Raw genomic sequence first — 24,022 nt, 5'->3', positions numbered from 1 at the left:
AACCACCATTTTTATTATTTCAATTGTAATTTGGCTTGCTCCCACAGATGATCCATTTCAGCTAAAGACATGTGCTCAATATTTTTGTTTTGTTGCAAAGCTTGATCTTCAATGAAAGCAAAACGAGTCCGAAATTTATGAATCGTACTCAAAAGCGATATTTCGCTTGAGACGCTCAGTTTACGTCCAACATTGATCATTGAAAATAAACAATCGCCAAATTCATCTGCTATTTCATCGGAATTTTGCTGCTGAACCGCATGTTTCAATTCAGCTAATTCTTCTTCAAGCTTGGCATAAGCACCTGCCACATCAGGAAAGTCAAAACCGATCTGTGCTACATTTTTTTGAATCTGTTCCGCCTGCTGTAAGGCAGGCCCGTGTTTGATACTGTCAAGTCTAGACTGTGCCTTACCTTGCTTTTCCTGTTGTTTAATTTGCTTCCAAAGTTCGCCCACCTCTTCAGCAGACAACGCCGAAAACTGCTGTGCTTGAAAAACATGGGGATGACGACGAATCAACTTTTCGGTGATGGCATGCACCACATCTTGAAAATTAAAAGCCCCTTGCTCAGCATACATCTGCGACTGGAACACCACCTGTAGCAGTAAATCTCCTAACTCATCACGCACCTCATCAGCCTCACCTGAACGCACGGCATCTTCAACTTCATAAGCTTCTTCAATGGCATAGCGGGTTAAACTTTCTGGGGTTTGCTGTTGATCCCATGGACATTTTTCACGTAACTCACGCATCACGTTCAGCAATTGTTCCATGTTTATCTCTCTTCAAAAATCATATTGATAATAATTACATTATGACGGCATACATTTGTTATGCTCAATCCAATCACAACAATAACATTAAGAAAAAGAGCAACAAGGAGCAGTTTCAATGCGCAGTATTTTGATTAGTGGTGCAGCTCAAGGGATTGGTGCAGCCATCGCCCGCTTATTTTATACACATCATTACAAAGTAGGGATTTATGACATCAATAGCGCTCAAGCCGAACAGCTGGCAGCTAGCCTCGGCCCAAATGCCAAAGCAGGACAGCTCGATGTTTCCAACTATCAAGACTGGCAAACTGCTTTAGCCGAGTTTGTCACATGGGCAGGCGAGCTCAATGTCTTGGTCAATAATGCAGGAATTCTATTCTCAGGGCCTTTTGAACAAACAGAGATCGGCGCACATCACAAAACCATGTCGATTAATATCAATGGCGTACTGAATGGCTGCCACGCTGCATTGCCCTATCTCAAACAAGCAAATTTTGCTCGCGTCATCAACCTTTCATCGGCTTCAGCCATCTATGGTCAAGCTGATTTGGTCTCGTACTCTGCCAGTAAGTTCGCAGTACGCGGTATCACCGAAGGCTTAGATACCGAATGGCAAAAATATGGCATTCGCGTGCTCGATGTCATGCCACTATTTGTACAAACTGCTATGGTGCAGGATATGCAGGCGAAGAGTATTCAAAACATGGGAGTACACTTAACTGCGGAAGATGTAGCACAACACGTTTTTCAACGCGCGGTTGAAAAAGATACGGCTTTAACTCCAACCCATCAAGCCGTGGGCGCTAAAGCCAAGCTTTTATTTCAACTGAGTAAAATCAGTCCCCAATGTCTGAATCGCCTGACCAACTTATATCTTTCTAAATAAAAAAAGAGCCTGCAATTGCAGGCTCTTTTTTTCAATTCGCTTAGTTACCTTGCACCAAACGACGCGCACTAATGATGCCTGGTTGTTGCTCTAACCGCGCCAACAGTTTTGATAGTTGCGATAAGCCTTTGACCTCAATCAACAATTTCATATTGGCAATACCATCTGCTTCAGAAATCGTATTAACCTGACGAATATTGATTTGGTCAGAAAAAATCACTTGGGTCAAATCTTTGAGCAAACCACGGCGATCATAAGCTTCCACCACAATTTGCACACTCTGACCACGTGTTGGCTGCATTTCCCAATCGGCTTCTACTGCACGTTCAGGTTCATTTTGAATCATGCGCAAGTAATCTGGACATGCAATTTTATGAATGCTCACCCCACGATTCAAGGTGATATAACCTGCAATCGACTCGCCATGCACAGGCTGACAGCATTGAGCTACATGCAACTCAACGTTATCCAAACCATCAATCAGAATGCCATGTGCTGACAAAGTATGGCTAGCACGTGGGTTCAAGGTCGGCTTCAGCACCAGCTCAGGTTCATCCTGATCCAAATGCATATGACGATTCACCTGATTAATCAGCGCATGTAGACTAATATCACCATTCACCAGTGCAATCAGGATGTCTTCACCCGCTTTGACATTGAAATGATTGCAGTAATCATTTAAATCAATACTTTTCGGATGAATCGCTAAACGTGAAAGCTCTTTATTGAGTAGCTCACGGCCTACTTCCAAGTTTTTACTACGATCTTGTTGGCGGAACCAATGACGCAACTTGTCACGCGCACGTGCCGTCTTGATATAACCTAAAGAGTTCACCAACCAATCGCGGTTTGGCTCACGGTCTTTCTTGGTTAAAATCTCAACTTGCTCGCCCGTTTTTAAGGTATAAGTCAGCGGAACATAGCGCTGATTCACCCGTGCGGCATAGCATTTGTTACCAACTTGGGTGTGTACATGATAAGCAAAGTCGAGTACGGTCGAACCACGTGGAAGTTCTTTGATATCACCATCACGACTAAAGACGTAAATCTTCTCAAAATCTTCAAAATCCTGAATTTGTTCAAAATTTTCAGAATCATCATCTGACTTATGTACATTGGCATCATTCCGTTCTTGATAATGCTCAAGCACTGCACGCAATGAATGTAAACGGTGGTTAAAAGAGCGGTCAGTATTCTTGCCGCCTTCTTTATAATTAAAGTGTGAACATACCCCTAGCTCAGCTTCTTCATGCATATTTTTGGTACGAATTTGTACTTCAAGTGATTTATTTTCCGCAATCACAGCGGTATGCAATGAACGATAACCATTGGCTTTCGGGTTGGTAATATAATCGTCAAATTGATGCGGAATATGACGCCAAATTTGATGTACGATCCCCAAAGAGTGATAACATTCAGGGACGGTCTTCACCAAAACCCTGACGGCACGTATGTCATAGAGCTGATCGAAACTCAGGTTCTTACTTTTCATTTTTCGATAAATCGAATAAATGTGTTTCACCCGACCACTGATTTCAGCCTCTATACCATGTTCAGCCAAAGCTTCACGCAACTTATCTATGACAAACTGGATATACTGCTCACGCTCCAGTCGCTTCTCATTCAGTAGCGTCGCAATTTCTTTATAACGATCAGGTGCTAAATAGCGAAAGGCCAGATCTTCAAGTTCCCACTTTAACTGCGCAATCCCTAAACGGTGTGCTAGTGGTGAGTAAATGGTTAAGATCTCGCGTGCTACACGCTCTTGACGTTCTTTAGAAGAAGTCGCCAATTCACGCAGTGCATAGGTTCGCTCTGCCAGTTTGATCAATACAACACGTACGTCTTCGGTCACAGAAATCAACATTTTATAAATGCCGTTTAAGTGCTCGCGCTGGTTGTTATTAAAATGATCTTCGAGGCGTTTATTCTGCTCGATGAGGTCAGACAACTTCCCCATGGACAAAGTGCCTTTGACCAAGGCATGTACTTGTTCACCAAAGTGCTCTTGCACTTCCGCCAAAGGAATGACCCCTTCACGTACACCACGATAGAGCATCGCAGCAGCTAAAGTATCTTCATCGACATGCAAATGGGCCAGAATATCCGCCATCTCAATACCTGTATAAAAGATATTGGAACGGTGGTTTACTGTGGTTTCTAACTCTTTTTGTAAAGTCAAATTGGCAACTTCTTCGAGTTGCTCAAGCTTCGCATCATCTAATATGCTTCGAACACGATCTAACCATTCAGCCAAATCATGTTGAGCTTGTTCGGCATGCTCTACAGTCGCCTCCTGAGACAACTCATTAAGTCGCCCAGGTAGTTGCTCACGTACTGTGACCATACCCATCTCCTACATTTTTACGCTTCATATTCTTTAATCGTTTATCTCATTATCTTTTTCAAACAATGCTATCGACTCAACATGACCAGTGTGCGTAAACATGTCCATCACACCAGCTTTAACCAACCGATAACCCTGCTGTACCAACAGCCCCGCATCCCTTGCGAGTGTCGCTGGATTACACGACACGTAAACGATTCTTTTTGCACCAAAGTTAGGCATATAATGCATTATTTCCTCTGCGCCTGCACGTGGAGGATCTATCAATAATGCATCAAATCCTTGATTTGCCCAAGAATGATGCGAAAAATCTTTTGTTAAATCTTGTGAAAAGAACTTCAACTGACTCAATGCATTGTACTTTGCATTTTCCGCACCACGCTGAACCATCTCCTCACTACCTTCAACCGCAATCACCTCTCCCATCGCACCAACACATCGAGCCAAAGGCAAAGAGAAATTACCTAAACCACAGAACAAATCAAGCACACGCTCTCCTTGTTGTAATTCTAGCAAGTCACATGCCAATTTCACCATTTGTGGGTTGATGGTTGAGTTGACTTGAGTAAAGTCCTGAGGGTTAAAACCAAATTCCACATCAAAATCAGTTAAACGATAATGTAAACGCATCGCTGCATGTTGATCATCGACACGCTTTAAACTTTCTGGGCCCTCAGCCTGTAAATACAACTGCCACCCTTTGTCTAACGCAAATTGTTTTAATCGGTTGACATCCTCTGGGTTTAATTTTTCAGTATGTCGTACCGTAAGGGCAATATCACTATCCCCCATCGCTAATTCTATATGACCAATCGCGGCTTTGGCTGTTAGACTTTGGAGTAACTGCTTCAGTCGCGTGATCGAACCAAACGCTTGATCTAAGACCAAACAGCGGTCAATTGAAGTCAGTTTATTGGTTTGGCGCTCGCGAAAACCGACCACCAACTTATCTTTATTGGGAATATAGCGCACCCCAATGCGTGCTTTACGGCGGTAGTCTTCACGTAAAGAGCGCAAAGGTGGCAACCATTCTTCAGGTTGAATACCTGCAAAATGCTGCAAATGCGATTGCAGTACATTTTGCTTTAAACGAATTTGCTCATCGGGATGAATGTGCTGCATATTACAGCCACCACAGCTTTTAAAATGCAGACACTTTGGCTCGACACGAAAAGCAGAAGCTTCACTGAGGAGTTGAACAGCATCGGCTTCCTCTAAACGCTTTACCGCATGAGTAATCTGCGCTTTCACCGTTTCCCCAGGCAGAGCATAGCTAATAAAGACTTTTTTGCCATGCTTTTCTACAGGATGATCAGGATGTGAACCATAGTGTGCTATACCACGCCCTTCATGCGAAAGAGACTCAACCTGAAAGATATAACTCGGCTGTTGAGTGGGACGAGGTTTGGCTCTATGTTTCATGTGTACCTAAATATGGGAAGAAGAAAAATCAGCAGCGGTAAAAGCTGTATGTTGCGAGGTCTCACGCCACACCGTTAAGAAATCTTGATGCTGTGGCTGGGTTTGTAAAAACTGAATGGTTTGGTGAACCAAATGACGATGGTCTTGCGTCAACAACTGCCCTTTGAGCAAGAGCCAACGTAAATACACCAGCCATGTATTCAGCACATCACCTTCACAATAACTAGTGAGTTTAAGCCATTCCTGCGCCCGAACATATTCAGGCACATGATAAGCCCCATCGCCTCGTTTGCCGGGATAACCCAACAAATGTGCAACATCATCCAGTTTTTGGAAATGACGTCCATTAAACATTGCCATCACATCCATAAGGTCGATGTGGCGCTGATGATAACGGTTCTGATAGTTATTATAGCGCTTTTGTGTGTCAATTTCGCCTTGATCGAACAAAGCAGGTGCAGTTAAACCATGATACATGGCACGAAGCATGATCACTGGTAAGTCGAACTGCGCACCATTCCAGCTCACTAAAGTTGGTAAGCGCTTATCAAATATAGATAAAAACTTACTCAGAATTTCTGCTTCAGAGTATTGTTCGCGACTAAAAGAAAAGAGTTTCATCTGGCCTTGATCATCCAACCACAAGCCTGAAATACACACAATTTCATGCAAAGCCAAACGTTGAAAATCCATGCCTGACTCTTGGCGACGCAATTTGGTCAGTGCAGCCTCCAAATCAGCCTCAGGCAAATCCAAACCATATAAATGCGCCCCAGATCTCAAATCAGTCATGGTTTCAATATCAAAGGTGAGCACAGGTAGGCGCATATATCAGACTCTATTTTCGTTTTATTCAGGATCAACCACAGAGAAAAGTCCCGTCGATAAATAACGGTCACCACGGTCACAAATAATGCATGCAATGATAGCACCAGGGTTTTCTTCAGCAATTTTAATTGATGCCCACACCGCACCACCTGAAGAAGTTCCTGCGCTAATACCTTCTTTTTGTGCCAATTTACGCATGGTTTTTTCTGCGTCAATTTGCGGAATATCAATAATCTGATCAATCCGACTGCGGTCAAAAATCGTCGGCAAATATTCTTCAGGCCAACGGCGAATCCCCGCAATACTTGAACCATCCGATGGCTGTAAGCCAATAATTTGAATCTCAGGGTTCATCTCTTTGAGGTATTTCGATACGCCCATAATGGTACCTGTCGTGCCCATTGAACTGACAAAGTGAGTAATTTTCCCACCTGTTTGCTGCCAGATTTCAGGCCCTGTCGTTAAATAATGCGCTTCAACATTGTCAGGATTACCAAACTGGTTGAGTACAAGCCCTTTGCCTTCCTCTTGCATTTGCAACGCTAAATCACGTGCACCTTCCATGCCCTGCTCTTTCGTCACTTCAATCAGCTCAGCGCCATAAGCACGCATTGCATCTTTACGCTCTTGGCTCATGTTATTTGGCATAATCAGTTTCATTTGATAGCCACGCATCGCGGCAACCATCGCCAGTGCAATGCCTGTATTTCCACTGGTCGCTTCAATCAAGGTATCGCCTGGCTGAATTTGCCCACGCTTTTCCGCTTGCATAATCATGTTATATGCGGGACGGTCTTTAACAGAACCTGCAGGGTTGTTGCCTTCTAACTTTGCCAATACTGTTGCTTGAGTATGACGAGCCAAACGCTGTAAACGCACTAGTGGAGTTTTTCCAACATAGTGATCTAACAAAAATTCGTCTGCTTGAAAATCAGTGGATGTAGTACTCATTGTTTGCACCTTGATCGAGGTGCGCCTATTGTATGGAAAAATGCCTGCCCCTGCACCCATTTAGCGTGCTTTTTCGTGAAAGTGATTAAAGCACCGTCGATTTTTTATAAAGCATGCTACACTTCAAAGCATAGGGAATAAATCGCTTGCATCATGTCAAATATCAATAAAAAGTTATTTAATCGTCTGCACTTAAATCATGCTTATGGACAGCTCATTGCCCTTATTTTCGTGCCGATTATGATTTTGGCATGTGTCGGTGCATTGTTGGTGATTACCGAAACTTCAAATGCAGCCAAAGCTCAGCAACGCCAAATGGCGATTGCAATTTTAACGCGCTATCAACTCGATGCCGAAGCAGCCATTAATTTATTGAATGCTTCGCCTTGGCAATATGAAAATGCACGTTATCTCATGCAAAAAATGCTGGATGAAAAGCATCTGATCCGTGCCGCAATTATTGATGACAAAGGCAATAATAAACTCAGCATTGGTTATCAAGATCAGGCGCCATGGCCTGCGCTGAAAAAAGGCACCGATTTTTTTGGCCCCTTGTCTTTTAACGGCAATACGGTCTATGGTCTTCCCATCAACCAATTTGCTGGCTCACCTGCTCAGTTAGTGATTGAAGTTGACAATCAACCCTTACAAATTGCACGTTATCGTGTGTTGATTGTGTTGATTGCGACAGGCTTGTTAACACTCTTATTGCTTTTATTGTGTTTGAATTTTTACTCGCGTCGTTGGATCGCGCCCATGTATGAAATTCGCATGCAGTTACAACGTTTAAATGCCGACACCCTTGATCAACACATGATCATCAACAGTACGGGTGAATTACGTTTATTGCAGCGCGATATTGCCAATGTGGTGAAACGCTTACACTTTAGTTTTTTAGAACTAAAGGAACACACTGAGCAGACAGAAGACGATTTGCGCCGAACTCTTGACACATTAGAAGTGCAAAACATTACCTATCGCCAAGCACGTGACCAAGCCATTTCAGCAAGTCAGTCTAAATCTGTTTTCCTAGCCAACATTAGCCACGAACTGCGCACCCCACTAAATAGTATTGACGGTTTTATCCATTTGCTGTTGCGTCAAGACAACTTGAGCAACGACCAAAACCTATATTTACAAACCATTCGCAAGTCTTCTGCACACTTACTAGCACTGATTAATGATGTATTAGATTTTTCAAAAATTGATGCAGGTAAGCTAGAACTCGATACGGCCACTTTTGACCTTGAAGAAGCCATTTTTGATGTAATGGATATGCTATCCCCACTCGCAGCACAAAAGCATATCGACATGGCTTTTTACTATGCAGACAATGTGCCGAAGCATGTGGTCGGCGATACCTTACGTTTTAAACAAATTTTGACCAACCTAATTTCCAATGCCATTAAGTTCACCCCTGATGGTGAAATTATTGTGCGCGCAAGACTTGAACAAGATGATATTGGACAGTGTTTATTACATTTTAGTGTACAAGACAGTGGTATTGGTTTGAGTGGTACCGACCGTAAGAAATTATTTGAATCCTTCTCCCAAGGCGATGCATCTGTCACTCGCCAGTTTGGAGGGACAGGATTGGGCTTAGCGATTTCTAAACAACTCGTGCACCTGATGCAAGGCCAAATTGGCTTTGAAGACAACCAAGAACGTGCTCCAACAGAAAAAGGCTCCACTTTTTGGTTTACAGCCATGTTTATGGTCAATGAGGAAGATGAATTCATCGAACATCCTCAATTTAGCAATATTCAAGTCGTATCTTATTTAGCGCATCCTGCAACTGCCAATATTTTACGCCACTATCTAGAAGACTATGATGTCAAACACATTGAATCCAGCTCAATTTTGGATTTGTTTAGCCATCTGAATAAACTGCCTCTAGATGTCGAAAACACCTGGCTGATTGTAGATCATAGCGGAGATACTGAGGCCTTATTGAAAGAAATCCGTCAACGCTATAATGGTAATCTTGCAGTTTACGGCTATCAAATGTCACTTGATCTAAACATGTTGAATGACTACCGCGCACGGCCTTTATACCAACCACTCAGCCGCAGTGCCTTGATTCAACTACTCAGCAATCAACCCTTGTTTGAAGATAACGAAATGGAGTCTTTCAATGGTCAAGGTTTACATATTTTGGCAGTCGATGATCACTTACCTAACCTCATTGTACTTGAAGCATTATTGGGTGAATTGAATGTCACTACCACCAAGGCCTTGAGTGGGCAACAGGCTTTAGAAATTTTACAAGAACACTTTGAACAGGACAGCAAGCCTTTCGATTTGATCTTTATGGATATTCAAATGCCTGTCATGTCAGGTGTAGATACTACACGCGCTATTCGCGCCTTAGAGTCAAATCTAGAAAATAATAAACGCTTACCGATTATCGCACTAACTGCACATGCTTTAGCTGATGAAAAGCAAAAACTCCTGCAAGTCGGTATGGATGACTATGTCACTAAACCAATTCAAATTGATCAAATTATCCAAATTTTGACTCACTGGACTACAGAACGTTTCAACAAAACCTCCGCGGTTGAAAAAGCCATCATGATTGAGGCGCTGGATCCAAAAGTACTGGACTGGCAACAAAGCTTACAATTGGCAGCAAACAAAGAAGATCTTGCTGTTGATCTGCTACGCATGTTGATGGATAGTTTCGACACGGAACTAAATGAAATGAAACAGTTGATAGAAATGGAAGACTTTCCGCAACTTGAACACGTTCTACACCGCCTATACGGGGCAACACGCTATGTCGGTGTACCGAACTTGCAAGAAGCAACCGGCACATTTGAGCAGTTTGTTTCGACCTTGCGTAAAGAGCGACGTAAAGCCGATGAACAGTTCATTCAAGAAACCATAAAACGTTTTAATGAGCTCAAAGTTGTCATTGAGCAAGTGCAACATGCTGCACAACAAATTTTAATCAAACATAATTCTTAAAAACGGTCGAAACACGACTAAAGTCAGTACTGTCTATCTTTTGATATGACTGCACTGTCATGTATCCTAACAAGGTGCATGTTATGCTCCATGCAAGCAAAAAATAAGAGTTTTCATCATGGCTTTACTTCGCATTGAAAAAAATAATGGCATCGCGACTGTTTCACTCAACCGACCAGACAAGCGTAATGCCATGAGCTTCGCTTTATTGCGCGAACTGGTGCAAACCGCTGAAAAAATCAAAAAAGATCGGAGCATTCGCTGTGTAATTCTGACTGGTGAAGCGCAAGTATTTAGTGCTGGTATTGACCTTGCTGATTTAAACAATCCCAAAAATCGCGCCTATGCCGCATGGGAACTGATTAAACCTGGGCAAAGTCTATTTCAAAAAGCGTTTCTTATTTGGCAAGAACTGCCTGTTCCTGTGATCGCAGCAATTGAAGGATTTTGTTTTGGTGCAGGCATGCAATTGGCTTTGGCTGCTGACATTCGTGTCGCGCACCCTGCAACTAAAATGTCGATTATGGAAAGTCGTTGGGGACTTGTGCCAGATATGGGGCTTACTCGCTCTTTAAAAGGCTTAGTGGGACTTGATCTTGCGAAAGAACTCACGCTTACAGCACGTATTTTTGATGCTCAATATGCCAAAGAAGTCGGTTTAGTCACACACTTAGATGAATCCCCTCTTGCAAAAGCACAGTCTATTGCAGAAGAAATGCTACAGCGTTCACCTGATGCGCTCATGGCCTCTAAATACGTACTTGATGCCATGCAACATGAACCAAAAAAATCTTTGCGCATGGAAAAAATTTGGCAACTCAAATTACTGTTAGGTAAAAACAGCCAAATCGCGCGCAGAAAAGACAAACAACCCGATGTCCAATTTGTACCACGCCAGTACAAATAACAGCATTTAACCGCATTCAGTTTAGAAGAGAGTCCCATGAGTTTCGATCGACACACTAAAATTGCATTTCTTGGTATGGGACTCATGGGAAGCCGAATGGCGACCCGATTAATTCAAGCAGGTTTCGAAGTCGCGGTCTGGAACCGCACTCCAAATGCCAAGGATGCACTCATTGATTTGGGAGCAACAGACTTAGCCCTGCAAGACATAGCCCTCTATCCCGTTATCCTCACCTGTTTAGCTGACGACAAAGCGGTTGAAAATGTTTATGAACAAATAGAGCCGTTTTTAACAGCCAATCAAGTACTTGTCGACTTTTCCAGTCTTTCGGTTGAGCAAACGATTAAACTTGCTGCACGTGCTGAACACAAGCAGGTGCAATGGATTGATTCGCCTGTGTCTGGAGGAACTGTAGGTGCAGAGCAAGGAACATTGGTGATTTTTGCTGGCGGTGATGTTCAAACCATTCAGGACTTGTCTTTAATTTATAATATTCTGTCGCAGCGCGTTACTTGCATGGGCGCTACAGGCACAGGACAAGCCACTAAAATTTGCAATCAACTGATTGTGGCTGCCAATAGCACCTTGATTGCTGAAGCGGTGGCTTTAGCTGCTAAAGCTGGCGTAGATACTCGTCTACTTGCACCTGCACTGGCAGGTGGTTTTGCAGATTCTAAACCCTTTCAAATTTTAAGCCCACGTATGGCCACACACCAATTTGAACCCGTACAATGGAAAGTACAAACCCTCTCTAAAGATTTAAACAATGCTGTGCAACTCGCAGCCCACCATCAACTCGATATCCCCGTTGCAGCACGAGCACTTCAGCAATTGCAAGCACATCAACAACAAGGCTATGCTGAAGCTGACCTTGCCTCGGTCATATTACAAGTAGAACAGAAAGCCAAATAACAAAAGGAGAAAATCATGACCAAACTTGCTGTAAATTTATCCATGATTTTTACCGAAGTACCGCTGCTTGAGCGTTTTGCTTTAGCTCAAGCCGCAGGCTTTAAACATGTTGAGATCCAATTTCCCTATGAACTGAGTATTGAACAAGTTCAAACTCAACTAACACTACATGACTTAAGCCTCTGCTTGATTAATGTTCCCGCGGGAGACCTCATGACAGGTGGTAATGGTCTAGCAGGTGTACCTGGCAAAGAACTGGAGTTTCATCGGGCCCTACAGTTGGCTGTGCAATATGCCAGCGCACTCAAAGTACCAAGCGTGAATATCCTTGCAGGCAAACAGCCATTGGACGCTGACCTCCTGCCTTGTTTAAACACTTTGGCTAAAAACTTAAAGTTAGCCTGCCACATGTTCACCGAACATCAAATTCAACCTGTCTTTGAAATGATCAACGGCACAGATATGCCACGCTTTTTAGTACAAAATATTGCCCAAGCACAAGAAATGTTAGAAGCCGTAAAACATCCTGCACTTAAAATGCAATACGACTGCTATCACATGGCAATGATGGGTGAGGATGTCCTTCAAGGCTTACAAGAAAATATTCAAGATATTGGACATATCCAGTTTGCCGACTGTCCGGGCCGGCACGAGCCAGACACTGCACAAATAATGTATGCAAATATTTTTGAATGGTTACAACACAGCAACTATGATGGTTTTCTTGCGGCTGAATATCGACCAAAAACTGTTTCAACTCAGTCCTTTGCATGGAAGGCAAAATACTTTGCCACGCATCCTCAAAGCTAAGCCTTGTCAGATTTGAATTTTTCGGCCAAAAACTCTATACTATAAGGTGAGTTATTGTCCGGAAAAATTCCCTTTATGAATTTAGAACCATCGCCCAGCGCTTCTAATTCTCACGATCTCGCAATGAATACACAAGCTGCCGACGTACAAGCTTGCTTAAAAGTTGTACACGAAGCCCTTGAAGATGTAAAAGCAAAAGATATTTTAGCGCTTGATGTCAGCTCAATCAGTAATGTTGCTGATGCAATTGTAATTGCAAGTGGTACATCTACGCGTCACATTAAAGCACTTGCTGATAACGTTGCTGAAGAAGCACGTAAAGCAGGCTTCCGCCCTCTCGGTGTCGAAGGCGAACGTGATGCTGAATGGATCTTGATTGATCTTGGCTTTGTTGTTGTGCATGTGATGTTGCCAACAGCACGTCGTTTCTACGACCTCGAAAGCCTATGGCGTGCAGCCCCAGAAGAAACTGTAGCCTAATCAAAAAAAGCGACCTAAAGGTCGCTTTTTTATACGCTATATTTTCTAAATGAGCCAATGCAAATCCACTGACGGATACCGTGTTTTAACCTGTCTCTTGATACTGGCATAAACCTGATCAGCTTTTGCAGGGCCGTAAAATTCACAGTACTTTTCATAGCAGGCTGTCAACATCCGAGCATACTGAGCCATCAGTAAAGTATTTAGAAGCATCCGATCATCCAACCTTTGGTTTGCAGACATCAAAATAGATAATGCTTCCAACTCCACCTTTACTTCACTTTCAAAATCCTGCATATCAACATCTTTTACCGACTGACAAATACCTTGCATAAAAAAGATGAAAGCATCCAATAATTGCTCTTGCGTCTGTTCTGCTCGGAGCTCTTGGGCTGTAGGCTTGAGTAATACTTGTTTTTCAACTTGTGCCATCTCTGCTAAGACATTTCTGAGCATATCTTTGCGGTGATAACGCAATTCTTCGGTAGTGCAAATTTCACTCAAAAAACGATTTAAAACAAAGGATGGTTGGTCACCATATTTGGCTTCCCAGTGATTCAACACTTGCTCCAAAAGTGTCCCCGGTAAGTATTGACTGAGGCCTCGTTCAATCGCTTGACGTTTTTGCAAAATACTTAATGTTTCAGTCGACATGATCTATCCTCTTCATTTAATGACGTTTAGTCATATCATCTGTTTCAAAAGTCACATCATGCTGAAACTCTGGATAGGACAGTTCGGCATGTTCGGTATAGTCTAAACCACGTTGTTCATGTTGTTTACTTACACGTAGACCACCCAATACTTTATCCAAGACTTTGAACACAATAAAAGCCACACCAAATCCCCAAATAAATGCAGCCATAATACCTAAAATTTGTACTGCAATTATTTCTGAATTAAACATTCGCCCTTCAAAAAATAGCCCTGCTGCCAACGTCCCCCACGCACCACAAAAGCCATGCACAGTCACGGCATCAACCACATCATCCAAACGAAGTTTTTCCATCAATACAGGTAAAATACTGACCAGAATTCCAGCAAAGGCTCCACTCATCACTGCAAAAAGTGGGCTCATGGTTGCACAGCCTGCGGTGATTGCAACCAACCCACCTAAAGACGCATTAATCGTGCCTCGCATTAAAATCGCTTTACCTCGAATCAGGGTATAGACCATGTAGGCAACGGCCGAAGCACACGCCGCTAAATGCGTGTTTAGGGCTATACGCCCAATACTCACTTCAGCTTTAACGGTAGAAGCAGCATTAAAACCAAACCATGCTAGCCATAAAATAAAACCACCTAGTGCCACCAGCGGTAAATTATGCCCAGCCAAATAGTGAACTTGCCCATTGCGACCAAAACGTCCGAGTCGTGGCCCAAGCACAATAATACCCGCCAGAGCCACCCATCCACCAATCGAGTGCACAACAGTTGAACCTGCAAAGTCGATAAACCCTAGAGCCTTCAACCAGCCCTCGCCGTCAAACAAACTTCCCCAAGCCCATGCCCCAAAGATCGGATAAATCAAACCGCTCACTACGGCCGCACTGACAATATAGGCTACAAAGTGAATACGCTCTGCCATTGCGCCACTGGCAATAGTGGTGGCCGTTGCAGCAAACATCATTTGGAAGAACAATAAATTCCAATGCCATCCATCCATTTCATTGGGTGCAAAATGAGAAGTTCCGATCCAGCCAGTTTGGTTTACCCCAAACATTAAGCCAAAGCCAATCAACCAAAACACCAAGCCCCCCAAACATGCATCCATATAGTTTTTCATGAGTACATTAATCGTATTTTTAGAACGAACTGAACCACTTTCAATCAGTGCAAAACCCGCTTGCATAAAAAACACCAAGATACCACCTAGCACCACCCAGACACTGTCTAAAGATAGGCGAATTTCTTGTATATTGGCTGCACTCACCACAGGTTCAACTGCCCAGGTTGAGCTAGAACACAGTAAATATAGCCCTGCTAAAATTTGAAGTTTTTTCATCATTATCCCCCAAAGAACCGAAATAAAAATTGCAACAAATATGCCAATTTCTAGGGATATACTTAATTTTCTATATATATTTCAAAACATTTATTTGATCAAAAGTTCCAGTAACTCAACCTTTTTCAACCTTATTTTCACATAAACAATCTTTCTAAAATTTAAAACTCATTTCTCTTCTTGCATAGAAAACACATACATTCTGCCTTACATCACGTGTACTCGAGCTAATGTCATTCAAATATTAAAACGATGTTGCTTTGAGGCCCTTTTCAGAAAGTCACCAAACCTCTCACATAAAAAAAGTGACCCGAAAGAGTCACTTTTATAAAACAACGAACCCATTCAATTTTTTATTGCGCGTCAGCCCCCCCGCCTAAGACCTTATATAAGGTAACACGATTGGTGGCTTCCTCTAGAACCAACGTAACAAGTTCTTGCTGTGCACTATAATATGTTCGTTGCGCAGTCAAGGCCGTCAAATAGCTATCCAAACCTTCTTTGTACCGGGCAGTAGATAAACGATAACTACGTTCCGAGGAACGGACTAGGTCTTTTTGTGCATCAAGTTGCGCTTCAATATTCTGACGCACAGCCAAAGCATCTGCTACATCAGAAAAAGCGGTTTGAATGGCTTTCTCATATTGTGCAATGTAGATATTTTTCTGAATTTTGGCTGAATCTAAAGAAGCTTTAAGCTCCCCTCCTTGGAAAATAGGCACAGAGATCGTTGGTATAAATGACCATGTACCAGTTCCAGCACTAAACAGCTTTTCTAAATCGCTACTGCTTCGCCCAGCCGTGGTGGTTAATGAAATGGTTGGGAAGAAAGCTGCTCTTGCGGCTCCGATGTCAGCATTTGCTCCCTTTAAGAGATGCTCTACATATAAAACATCGGGGTGGTTTTGCAGCATGCTCGAAGATAAGTTTGCAGCAATTGGAGCCAGACGTATAGATTGCAAATCTATATCATTTGAGGGAAGAAACTCAGCTGGTACAGCAGTGCCTACGATTAAGTTCAATGCATTCTGCGCTTGAGCCAAAGCCTTTTTGTAACTGGCAATATCAGCCTTGGCACTATCGACACTGGTTTTAATTTCCTCATAGTCTAGGGCAGAAGATATACCTTCTTTATATTTGGCATAAGTGAGTTTGAGTGTTTTTTCCTGACTGGCCAACGTGCTTTCTGCAATGCGCAATTGTTGCTGATAAGCTGCGATCGTCAACCAATCACTGGCAACCTCTGCAACCAAGCTCATACGCGAACTGCGTTGTGTTTCAGCGGTTGCAAAATAGCTTTCTAAAGACTCAGTATTCAGACTTCGAATACGACCAAACAAATCAAGCTCCCAACTGGTAAATCCTACAGAAAACTCACTAGAGCGACTGATTTGGCTTTGCCCCGATGAGGATTGTGCTTTAGATGCAGATTGAGATACAGATGCACTTACACTTGGATATAAGTCTGCTTTCTGAATGCGATATTGTGCTCTAGCTTTATCAATATTCAACATCGCCATACGCAAGTCACGATTATTATCTAAAGACATCGCAATGACTTTTTGTAAGCGAGTATCAAGAAAAATAGTGCGCCACTGTATATCTGCAACTGGTTGAGAAGAGCTCCCCCCCACAGCCTGATTATTAAATGACGTTGCGACAGGCGATGTTGGTTGACTATATTCTGGATTGAGATTCATGCACCCCGTCATTCCCAGAAAACACAGCCCCACCGCGCCATATTTGTAGTTCAACAACATTATGAATGCTCCTGTGGTAATTCAGCTGTTTTCTTTTTGGAAAAAATGCTACGGATAAGAACATAGAATAAAGGGACAAAGAAAATACCAAGTGCCGTAGACAATAGTGTTCCACCAAAAACACCTGTTCCTAGAGAGTGGCGTCCGCCTGAACCAGCTCCCGTACTAATCACCAAAGGCAATACCCCGAGTAAGAACGCAAATGATGTCATTAGAATTGGACGCAGACGCATTTTGGTTGCATGTAAGGTTGCAGCTATTAAGGTTTCACCTTTTTCTTCTAACTCTTTAGCAAATTCCACGATCAAAATCGCATTTTTCGAAGCCAGACCAATGGTTGTCAGCAAGCCAACTTGAAAATAAATGTCATTAGATAAGCCTCGTAACGTTGTAAATAATAAAGCGCCCAACACACCAATCGGCACGACAAGTAAAACAGAAAAAGGAATCGACCAACTTTCGTATAAAGCCGCTAAACACAAGAATACAAACAGGATTGAAATAGCATATAGCAGGGGTGCCATATTGCCCGACTGCTGTTCTTGATAAGACAAGCCAGACCATGCATAGCCAAAACCATTTGGCAATTGTTTGACTAAGTTTTGCATTTCTGCCATCGCCGTTCCAGAACTCACTCCTTCTGCGGCTTGCCCTGAAATTTCCATTGCGGAAGAACCATTAAAACGAGCTAAAGAAGACGGCGCAAAGTTCCATTTACTTTCAGTGAAAGCAGAAAATGGCACCATATCATTATCATCATTTCGAACGTACCAACGATTAATATCGCTAGGTAACATGCGCGCAGACGCTTCCCCTTGCACATAAACCTTTTTAACACGCCCATTATTTACAAAGTCATTGACATAGCTACTGCCCAAAGCAGTTGATAAAACATCATCAATATCACTTTGACTGACTTTTAAAGCACCTGCTTTGGAGTCATTAATTTTCAAGGCAAATGTAGGTGCATCTTCTAAGCTGCCATAGCGAACAGCCGTAAGCTTTTCATTTTGCTGAGCGAGTTTTAGAAGCTGATCACGGGCCGAAACCAATGCATCATGCCCAGCTCCACCCAAATCTGTCAGCTCCATGGTGAAACCTGAGCCTTGTCCCAAACCCGGAATCCCAGAGGGTGCCATGGCAAAAATCTGCGCATCTTTAAACTTAGAAGCCATATCTTTGGTAATACGGTTCCCAACACTTGTAGCATCGGTAGAACGTTCAGACCAATCTTTTAACTTAATGAATCCCATTCCTGAGTTCTGCCCACTACCTCCAGTACTAAAACCAGCAACACTCATCACCGATTCCACTTCAGGTTGCTTTTCTACATAGTCAGCAACTTGATCCATAACACGCACAGTTTGTTGTTGCGTCGCACCTGATGGTAGTTTGATTGACACCATCAACATGCCCTGATCTTCTTCAGGTAAAAATGCTGTTGGAAGTTTCCAAAACAGCCCCGCAATAGAAACAATAATGAGTAAATAAGCCACCAGACCTAGACGTTTATGAGCAAGTATCCATTTCACACCACGGTTATAGCGCTCGGTATTGGTATTAAATGTCTGGTTAAACCACTGAAAAAATCGAGAAAGCACGCCTGTTTTTTTCTCAGTTCCATTTTGATGAATTGGCTTCAACAAGGTTGCACATAATGCAGGGGTAATCGTCATTGCAACAATCACCGAGAGAATCATCGCAGAGGCAATCGTAATAGAGAACTGGCGATAAATGGCTCCTGTAGAACCACTAAAGAATGCCATGGGAATAAATACCGCCGTCAGTACTAAAGCAATACCAATAAGCGCACCTGTAATTTGCCCCATTGATTTTTCAGCAGCCGCCTTAGGTGATAGTCCCTCCTCTTGCATGATCCGTTCAACGTTTTCCACCACAACAATCGCGTCGTCCACCAAAAGACCAATCGCCAACACCATGGCAAACATTGATAAGGTATTAATGGAATAACCCAAAATAGACAACACACCAAAGGTCCCCATGAGCACAACAGGAACGGCAACTGCAGGAATTAAAGTAATACGCCAGTTTTGCAAAAACAGATACATAATAATGATGACCAGCGCAATTGCTTCAAATAAGGTCTTCACTACTTCTTCTATCGAAATTTTGACAAAGGGTGCTGTGCTATAGGCAACCTTATAGTTCACACCCGTAGGAAAGAACGCTTTGAGCTCTTGTAATTTTGCTTCTACCGCATTTGAAACATCTAAAGCATTTGCACCAGCTGCAAGCTCAATCCCCATGCCTGCTGCATTCTTACCATTGAACTTACTCAAGGCCGCATAGTCTTCACTGCCGAGTTCAACATTTGCCACATCAGACAGCCGAACCTCCGCTCCACTTGCATCTGACTTTAAAATAATATTTTTAAACTGATCCACTGTTTTTAAGCGACTACGTGCCGTTACCGTGGCACTCAGTTCCTGCCCATTTACAGCAGGTAAAGCGCCAAGAGAACCTGCCGCAACATCGCTGTTTTGTGCTTGAATAGCCGTTACAATATCACTGGGTACTAAAGAATAGGTTTTGAGTTTTTCTGGATTTAGCCAGATTCGCATGGAATACTGCGAACCCATCACTTGAACATTACCAACACCACTGACTCGACTCACTTGGTCTTTTACACTAGACACCATGTAATCTGCCAAGTCTGTACCATTCATACTGCCATCTTCTGAGATAAAACTCAGCACCATAAAGATACTACCTGAAGACTTGGTCACCGTCAGACCATTGTCCTGCACGGATTCTGGCAAAGAGGATTCCGCTTGCTTCAACTTATTCTGGACTTGAACTTGTGCCGTATCTGGGTCTGTCCCTGAAGCAAACGTTAAGGTTACCGAAGAGCTCCCTGAGGATGAACTACTTGATGACATATACAGTAAATTATCCAACCCCGTCATACTTTGCTCAATCACTTGCGTCACTGAGTTTTCTGTCGTTTCAGCTGAAGCACCTGTATAAGTTGCGCTGATACTGACTGTTGGAGGAGCAATGTCAGGATATTGCTCAATAGGTAAAGTATATATAGAAAGTGCACCCGCCAAGGTGATCACAATTGCAATGACCCATGCAAAAATAGGTCTGTTAATAAAGAAACGAGCCATTGTTCATCCTATTTTTGATCTGAGGTCACTGAATTACTTGCAGTTGCTTGCTGTACCACTTTCACGGTATTCCCCGAAGAAACAGTACTCACACCTTCAACAATCAACTTCTCCCCAGCTTTTAGACCAGAGGTCACCACCCACTGGTTGCCTTGTGCATCCGAGGTTTCGACGGTACGTTCAACCACCTTATTGTCTGCACCGACCAACTTCACAACAGGATCTCCCTTATGATTTCGGGTCACTGCCTTTTGTGGAATCAGAATAGCCTGATGATTAACCGCCAATGGTAGCTCTGCCTTGACATAAGCACCTGGAAGCAATAGATATTTAGGATTTGGAACAATAGCTCTTAAATTTACCGTACCCGTTCCAGTATCAACGGACGTTCCAATAAATTCGAGCGTCCCCGTATGTTCATAAGTCGAACCATCTTCCATAATAATACTGACAGGCACCTTACCATTAGGGGCATTCAATGTTCCCTTATCAATTTGCTTTCTCAGATTAAGTAACTCAGTGCTCGATAGCGTGATATCAACATAAATTGGGTTTAATTGTTGGATCGTTGTCAATGCGGTCGTTTGCTCAGCCGTCACCAGTGCACCAGGAGTATATGTAGACGTGGCAATCCGTCCTGAGATCGGGGCACGTATTGAGGTATAGCCCAAATTAATTTTGGCTGTATTTAACGCTGCTTTTGCAGAAATAACGGCTGCTTCTTGTTCTTTTAAAGTTGCTTGAGCATCAAGGGCATCTTGCTGACTAACCGCCTCAATTGCGAGAAGGTTTTTATAACGTTGCGCTTTGGGCTTTGCGGCAAGCAAACTCGCCTCAGCTTCAACTAAATCACCACGCGCACTTTCATGTGCTGCTTGATACAGTTTAGAATCGAGCTGATACAACACCTGACCAGCTTGTACATAATCTCCTTCCTTAAAAAGCCGCTTTTCAATAATACCACTCACTTGAGGCCTGACATCTGAGGTCAAATAAGCCGTTGTCCGACCAGCCAAGGTTTGTTTCATGTCCATAGACTGAGGTTGGATCGTCATCACCTCTACTTCAGTTACAGACTTTTGTGGAGCGACCTGCTCTTGATCACAAGCAGATAAGGTAAGACCAAGACAGCATAAAATCATTCCTGTCAGAAAAGCCTTTTTGAATACTACCGATTTTTTCATTGCACACGCACACCTAGATTTGAAAAAAGACTGAACCCACCACATTAAATTTAATAAATAAAATATTGTATTTATTGAATATTATTTTCTTTCTCTTTCACTTCACCAAATAAGGAATCCATTGCTGTTAACATCGTTTCATAAATACGCTGTAAAATAGCCTGATCAACATCTTGCGAATACCCTTTCGCCGTTCTCAAAATTACGCCCTCCGTTAAAGTTGCAACCACCTCAGCAATTGCTCTTATTTCTTGTGGAGATGCGGTTTTGTAATATTTTTTTAAAATATACAAACCTTGCTCCTGCATTTTTTTTTCTGATTTTTCAATAGTTTCGATTATTTTATTATTGCCACTAATATTGAGAACTTCATATAACAAAGATAATTCTTCAGAACTCATATTATTAGGATGCCCACTGGCAAGCTCCTGAGCCTTTATATGTAGATCGTGTCGGTGAAAGCCAGGAGTGCAAATGCGCTTGTCCGTAATACTCAAAATCATATTTTCTATGATTTCATCTTTATCTTGAAAACAGCGATAAATTTGTCCGGGACCTAATCCACTGGCCTTTGCAATGTCTGCAATTGAAAGTTGATCTAAACCATGTGCTACAGTTAACTCTATAGCTTTATCAATAATAAGTTGTTTTCTTTTGTTCTGTTTTTCCGTGCGAGATAGCGGGTGCAAGTCCATAATAGGGTTTAGCCAAATTGAGAATAATAATTCTCAATTTAAACACCTAAATACAAATCAGCATGCTGATTTCTTATACAAAATGTGTCTTTGTGAGGTTTTTTTGTAACTAAAGAGCTTTGGCCCTAAAACAAAAAAACCACCCGAAGGTGGTCTTTATACAATCCAGGAGGAGGATTAGTGTCCACCACCATTAATTGCTTTGGTCATATCTTCAACCACTTTTTTCGCATCACCAAAGATCATCATGGTTTTTTCATTGTAGAACAAGTCATTGTCTAAGCCCGCATAACCTGTTGCCATAGAACGTTTGATCACCATGATGGTACGTGCTTTATGTGCTTCAAGAATTGGCATGCCGTAGATTGGAGATGTCGGATCATCTTTCGCCGCAGGGTTAACCACGTCGTTTGCACCAATTACCAGTACTACATCTGTTGCAGGGAAATCTGAGTTGATCTCATCCATTTCTAAGATGTCTTCATACGCAACATCTGCTTCTGCTAACAATACGTTCATGTGACCCGGCATACGACCAGCCACTGGGTGAATCGCGAAGCGAACTTTTACGCCCTGCTCTTTTAAGATTTCACACAATTCTTTAACTGCATTTTGTGCACGACCTTGCGCCATACCATAACCCGGCACGATCACAACGCTGTCTGCATTTGACATCAAGAAGCCTGCGTCATCTGCTGAACCAGAACGGTGATTACGCTGTGCTTGTTCACCTTTGTTCGCAGAAGCCACTGCTGCACCGCCCATCGCACCACCAAACAAAACGTTGATGATCGAACGGTTCATCGCTTTACACATGATGTAAGACAGAATCGCACCAGAAGAACCCACCAGTGAACCTGCAACGATCAACATATTGTTTTCAAGCGTGAAACCAATACCTGCTGCTGCCCAACCAGAGAATGAGTTCAACAGTGATACCACCACTGGCATATCACCACCACCAACAGGCGCAATCCACACCCAACCGAATGCAAGTGCAAGTGCAGTCATTGCCCAAAATGCAGTCATGTTACCCGTGGTGAAGAAATACACACCACATGCCAACATTGCAAGGAAAATCAGCGCTTGTACAGGTTTAACCCATGCACCAGAAATGGTTTTTGCCCATTTTTTTGCAGCCAATTTACCATAAGCAAATACAGACGCTGTAAAGGTAATCGCACCAACGAAACAACCCACGAACAATTCAAACAAATGAACCTTGCTCATGTGGGCATGTTGTACACCCGCAGCAGTTAATGCAGCTTCATTTTGTGCAAATAAAGCAGTGAGTTGGTTATTGTGTAGAATTGCAGCAATCGCAATCAATACCGCAGCCAAGCCCACCAAAGAGTGCATCAATGCAACCGTTTCAGGCATTTGTGTCATAGGTACAGTACGTGCACGGGCAATACCCACAAGTGCACCCAGTACCATTGCCCCGCCAATCATCCAAATCACTGGATGATCTGCCACAAAGAAAGTAGTGATCACCGCAATCGCCATTGCGATCATGCCGTAACGGTTACCTTGAATGGCAGTTTTAGGACCTGACAAACCACGTAAAGTTAGGATAAAGAGGACAGCACCAATCAGGTAGAACCAATCCGCATAGTCTCGAATGAATTCCATATATTAGCCCTCTTTTTTCTTTTGCTTTGGCTTGAACATTTCAAGCATACGCGCTGTTACTGCGAAGCCACCAAAAATGTTGATACTTGCTAAGAACACCGCAATCGCACCTAAGATGCTCACCACGTTAACGCTTTGGAATGCGACATTGGCATCAACCCCAATCGCAGGTAAGCCTACAGTTTGGATCATCGCACCCACAATAATGATGGATGACAAAGCATTGGTTACTGCCATAAGCGGTGTATGTAATGCTGGCGTTACGCCCCACACCACGTAGTACCCTACAAAGATGGCAAGGACGAAAATTGTAATTGTTTCAACCATGA

At 42.8% G+C, this 24,022-nt stretch carries 19 protein-coding genes; 6 read left to right on the top strand and 13 right to left on the bottom strand.

Annotated features, from left to right (window positions below; translation table 11 throughout):
- Positions 1-14 precede the first annotated feature (14 nt).
- Complete coding sequence (gene mazG / locus DPG01_RS11735) at positions 15-776, bottom strand: nucleoside triphosphate pyrophosphohydrolase (protein WP_110975215.1); 762 nt, start codon at positions 774-776, stop codon at positions 15-17.
- Positions 777-894: 118 nt separating this feature from the next.
- Here mazG and DPG01_RS11730 point away from each other — a divergent pair, with 118 nt between their 5' ends.
- A complete protein-coding gene (locus DPG01_RS11730; protein ID WP_110975214.1) occupies positions 895-1,662 on the top strand; it encodes an SDR family oxidoreductase in 768 nt (255 codons plus the stop codon).
- A 40-nt stretch (positions 1,663-1,702) separates the two neighbouring features.
- On the opposite strand, the gene DPG01_RS11725 is transcribed toward DPG01_RS11730, so the two are convergent.
- From DPG01_RS11725 to cysM, 4 genes are read right to left on the bottom strand one after another with little or no spacing between them, the layout of a single operon-like run.
- Complete coding sequence (locus DPG01_RS11725) at positions 1,703-4,009, bottom strand: RelA/SpoT family protein (protein ID WP_086209857.1); 2,307 nt, start codon at positions 4,007-4,009, stop codon at positions 1,703-1,705.
- Positions 4,010-4,042: 33 nt separating this feature from the next.
- Positions 4,043-5,431: a 23S rRNA (uracil(1939)-C(5))-methyltransferase RlmD gene (rlmD, locus tag DPG01_RS11720; protein WP_110975213.1), complete on the bottom strand. Its 1,389-nt coding sequence runs from the start codon at positions 5,429-5,431 to the stop codon at positions 4,043-4,045.
- Between the two features lie 6 nt (positions 5,432-5,437).
- Complete coding sequence (locus tag DPG01_RS11715; RefSeq protein WP_086209859.1) at positions 5,438-6,259, bottom strand: 3'-5' exonuclease; 822 nt, start codon at positions 6,257-6,259, stop codon at positions 5,438-5,440.
- A gap of 21 nt (positions 6,260-6,280) precedes the next feature.
- On the bottom strand, positions 6,281-7,210 hold the full coding sequence (gene cysM, locus DPG01_RS11710; protein ID WP_110975223.1) for a cysteine synthase CysM: 930 nt from the start codon (positions 7,208-7,210) through the stop codon (positions 6,281-6,283).
- A 153-nt stretch (positions 7,211-7,363) separates the two neighbouring features.
- On the opposite strand from cysM, the gene DPG01_RS11705 reads away from it, so the two are divergent.
- The 5 genes from DPG01_RS11705 (at position 7,364) to rsfS (ending at position 13,286) form a co-directional block, all read left to right on the top strand.
- Positions 7,364-10,177 carry an ATP-binding protein gene (locus DPG01_RS11705; protein WP_110975212.1) on the top strand — a complete coding sequence of 938 codons (2,814 nt, stop codon included), beginning with the start codon at positions 7,364-7,366 and terminating at the stop codon, positions 10,175-10,177.
- Between the two features lie 118 nt (positions 10,178-10,295).
- A complete protein-coding gene (locus DPG01_RS11700) occupies positions 10,296-11,084 on the top strand; it encodes a crotonase/enoyl-CoA hydratase family protein (RefSeq protein ID WP_110975211.1) in 789 nt (262 codons plus the stop codon).
- A gap of 36 nt (positions 11,085-11,120) precedes the next feature.
- Positions 11,121-11,996 (top strand): NAD(P)-dependent oxidoreductase, encoded by an 876-nt coding sequence (locus DPG01_RS11695; protein ID WP_110975210.1) that lies wholly within the window; start codon positions 11,121-11,123, stop codon positions 11,994-11,996.
- 15 nt (positions 11,997-12,011) lie between these two features.
- A complete protein-coding gene (locus DPG01_RS11690) occupies positions 12,012-12,806 on the top strand; it encodes a hydroxypyruvate isomerase family protein (RefSeq protein ID WP_086209864.1) in 795 nt (264 codons plus the stop codon).
- Between the two features lie 75 nt (positions 12,807-12,881).
- Complete coding sequence (rsfS, locus tag DPG01_RS11685; protein ID WP_086209865.1) at positions 12,882-13,286, top strand: ribosome silencing factor; 405 nt, start codon at positions 12,882-12,884, stop codon at positions 13,284-13,286.
- A 45-nt stretch (positions 13,287-13,331) separates the two neighbouring features.
- Here rsfS and DPG01_RS11680 read toward each other — a convergent pair whose 3' ends face one another.
- The 8 genes from DPG01_RS11680 to DPG01_RS11645 form a co-directional block, all read right to left on the bottom strand.
- Positions 13,332-13,940: a hypothetical protein gene (locus DPG01_RS11680; protein WP_110975209.1), complete on the bottom strand. Its 609-nt coding sequence runs from the start codon at positions 13,938-13,940 to the stop codon at positions 13,332-13,334.
- A gap of 16 nt (positions 13,941-13,956) precedes the next feature.
- Complete coding sequence (locus DPG01_RS11675) at positions 13,957-15,291, bottom strand: ammonium transporter (RefSeq protein ID WP_086209867.1); 1,335 nt, start codon at positions 15,289-15,291, stop codon at positions 13,957-13,959.
- Positions 15,292-15,644: 353 nt separating this feature from the next.
- A complete protein-coding gene (locus DPG01_RS11670) occupies positions 15,645-17,051 on the bottom strand; it encodes an efflux transporter outer membrane subunit (protein ID WP_171327399.1) in 1,407 nt (468 codons plus the stop codon).
- Positions 17,051-20,182 carry an efflux RND transporter permease subunit gene (locus tag DPG01_RS11665; protein WP_110975208.1) on the bottom strand — a complete coding sequence of 1,044 codons (3,132 nt, stop codon included), beginning with the start codon at positions 20,180-20,182 and terminating at the stop codon, positions 17,051-17,053. The genes DPG01_RS11670 and DPG01_RS11665 overlap by 1 nt, the downstream gene beginning before the upstream one ends.
- 8 nt (positions 20,183-20,190) lie before the next feature.
- Positions 20,191-21,366 (bottom strand): efflux RND transporter periplasmic adaptor subunit, encoded by a 1,176-nt coding sequence (locus DPG01_RS11660; protein WP_162622342.1) that lies wholly within the window; start codon positions 21,364-21,366, stop codon positions 20,191-20,193.
- Positions 21,367-21,437: 71 nt separating this feature from the next.
- Positions 21,438-22,061: a TetR/AcrR family transcriptional regulator gene (locus DPG01_RS11655; protein WP_110975206.1), complete on the bottom strand. Its 624-nt coding sequence runs from the start codon at positions 22,059-22,061 to the stop codon at positions 21,438-21,440.
- Positions 22,062-22,238: 177 nt separating this feature from the next.
- Entirely contained in the window at positions 22,239-23,693 is a 1,455-nt protein-coding gene (locus DPG01_RS11650; RefSeq protein ID WP_086209871.1) for an NAD(P)(+) transhydrogenase (Re/Si-specific) subunit beta, read from the bottom strand.
- Between the two features lie 3 nt (positions 23,694-23,696).
- On the bottom strand, positions 23,697-24,020 hold the full coding sequence (locus DPG01_RS11645) for a proton-translocating transhydrogenase family protein (RefSeq protein ID WP_086209872.1): 324 nt from the start codon (positions 24,018-24,020) through the stop codon (positions 23,697-23,699).
- Positions 24,021-24,022 lie beyond the last annotated feature (2 nt).

This window comes from Acinetobacter sp. WCHAc060042 (genome assembly GCF_003231195.1).
Taxonomy (GTDB): domain Bacteria; phylum Pseudomonadota; class Gammaproteobacteria; order Pseudomonadales; family Moraxellaceae; genus Acinetobacter.
The sequence above is the reverse complement of the archived record's forward strand: the minus strand, read 5'-3'. Positions and strand labels throughout refer to the sequence as shown.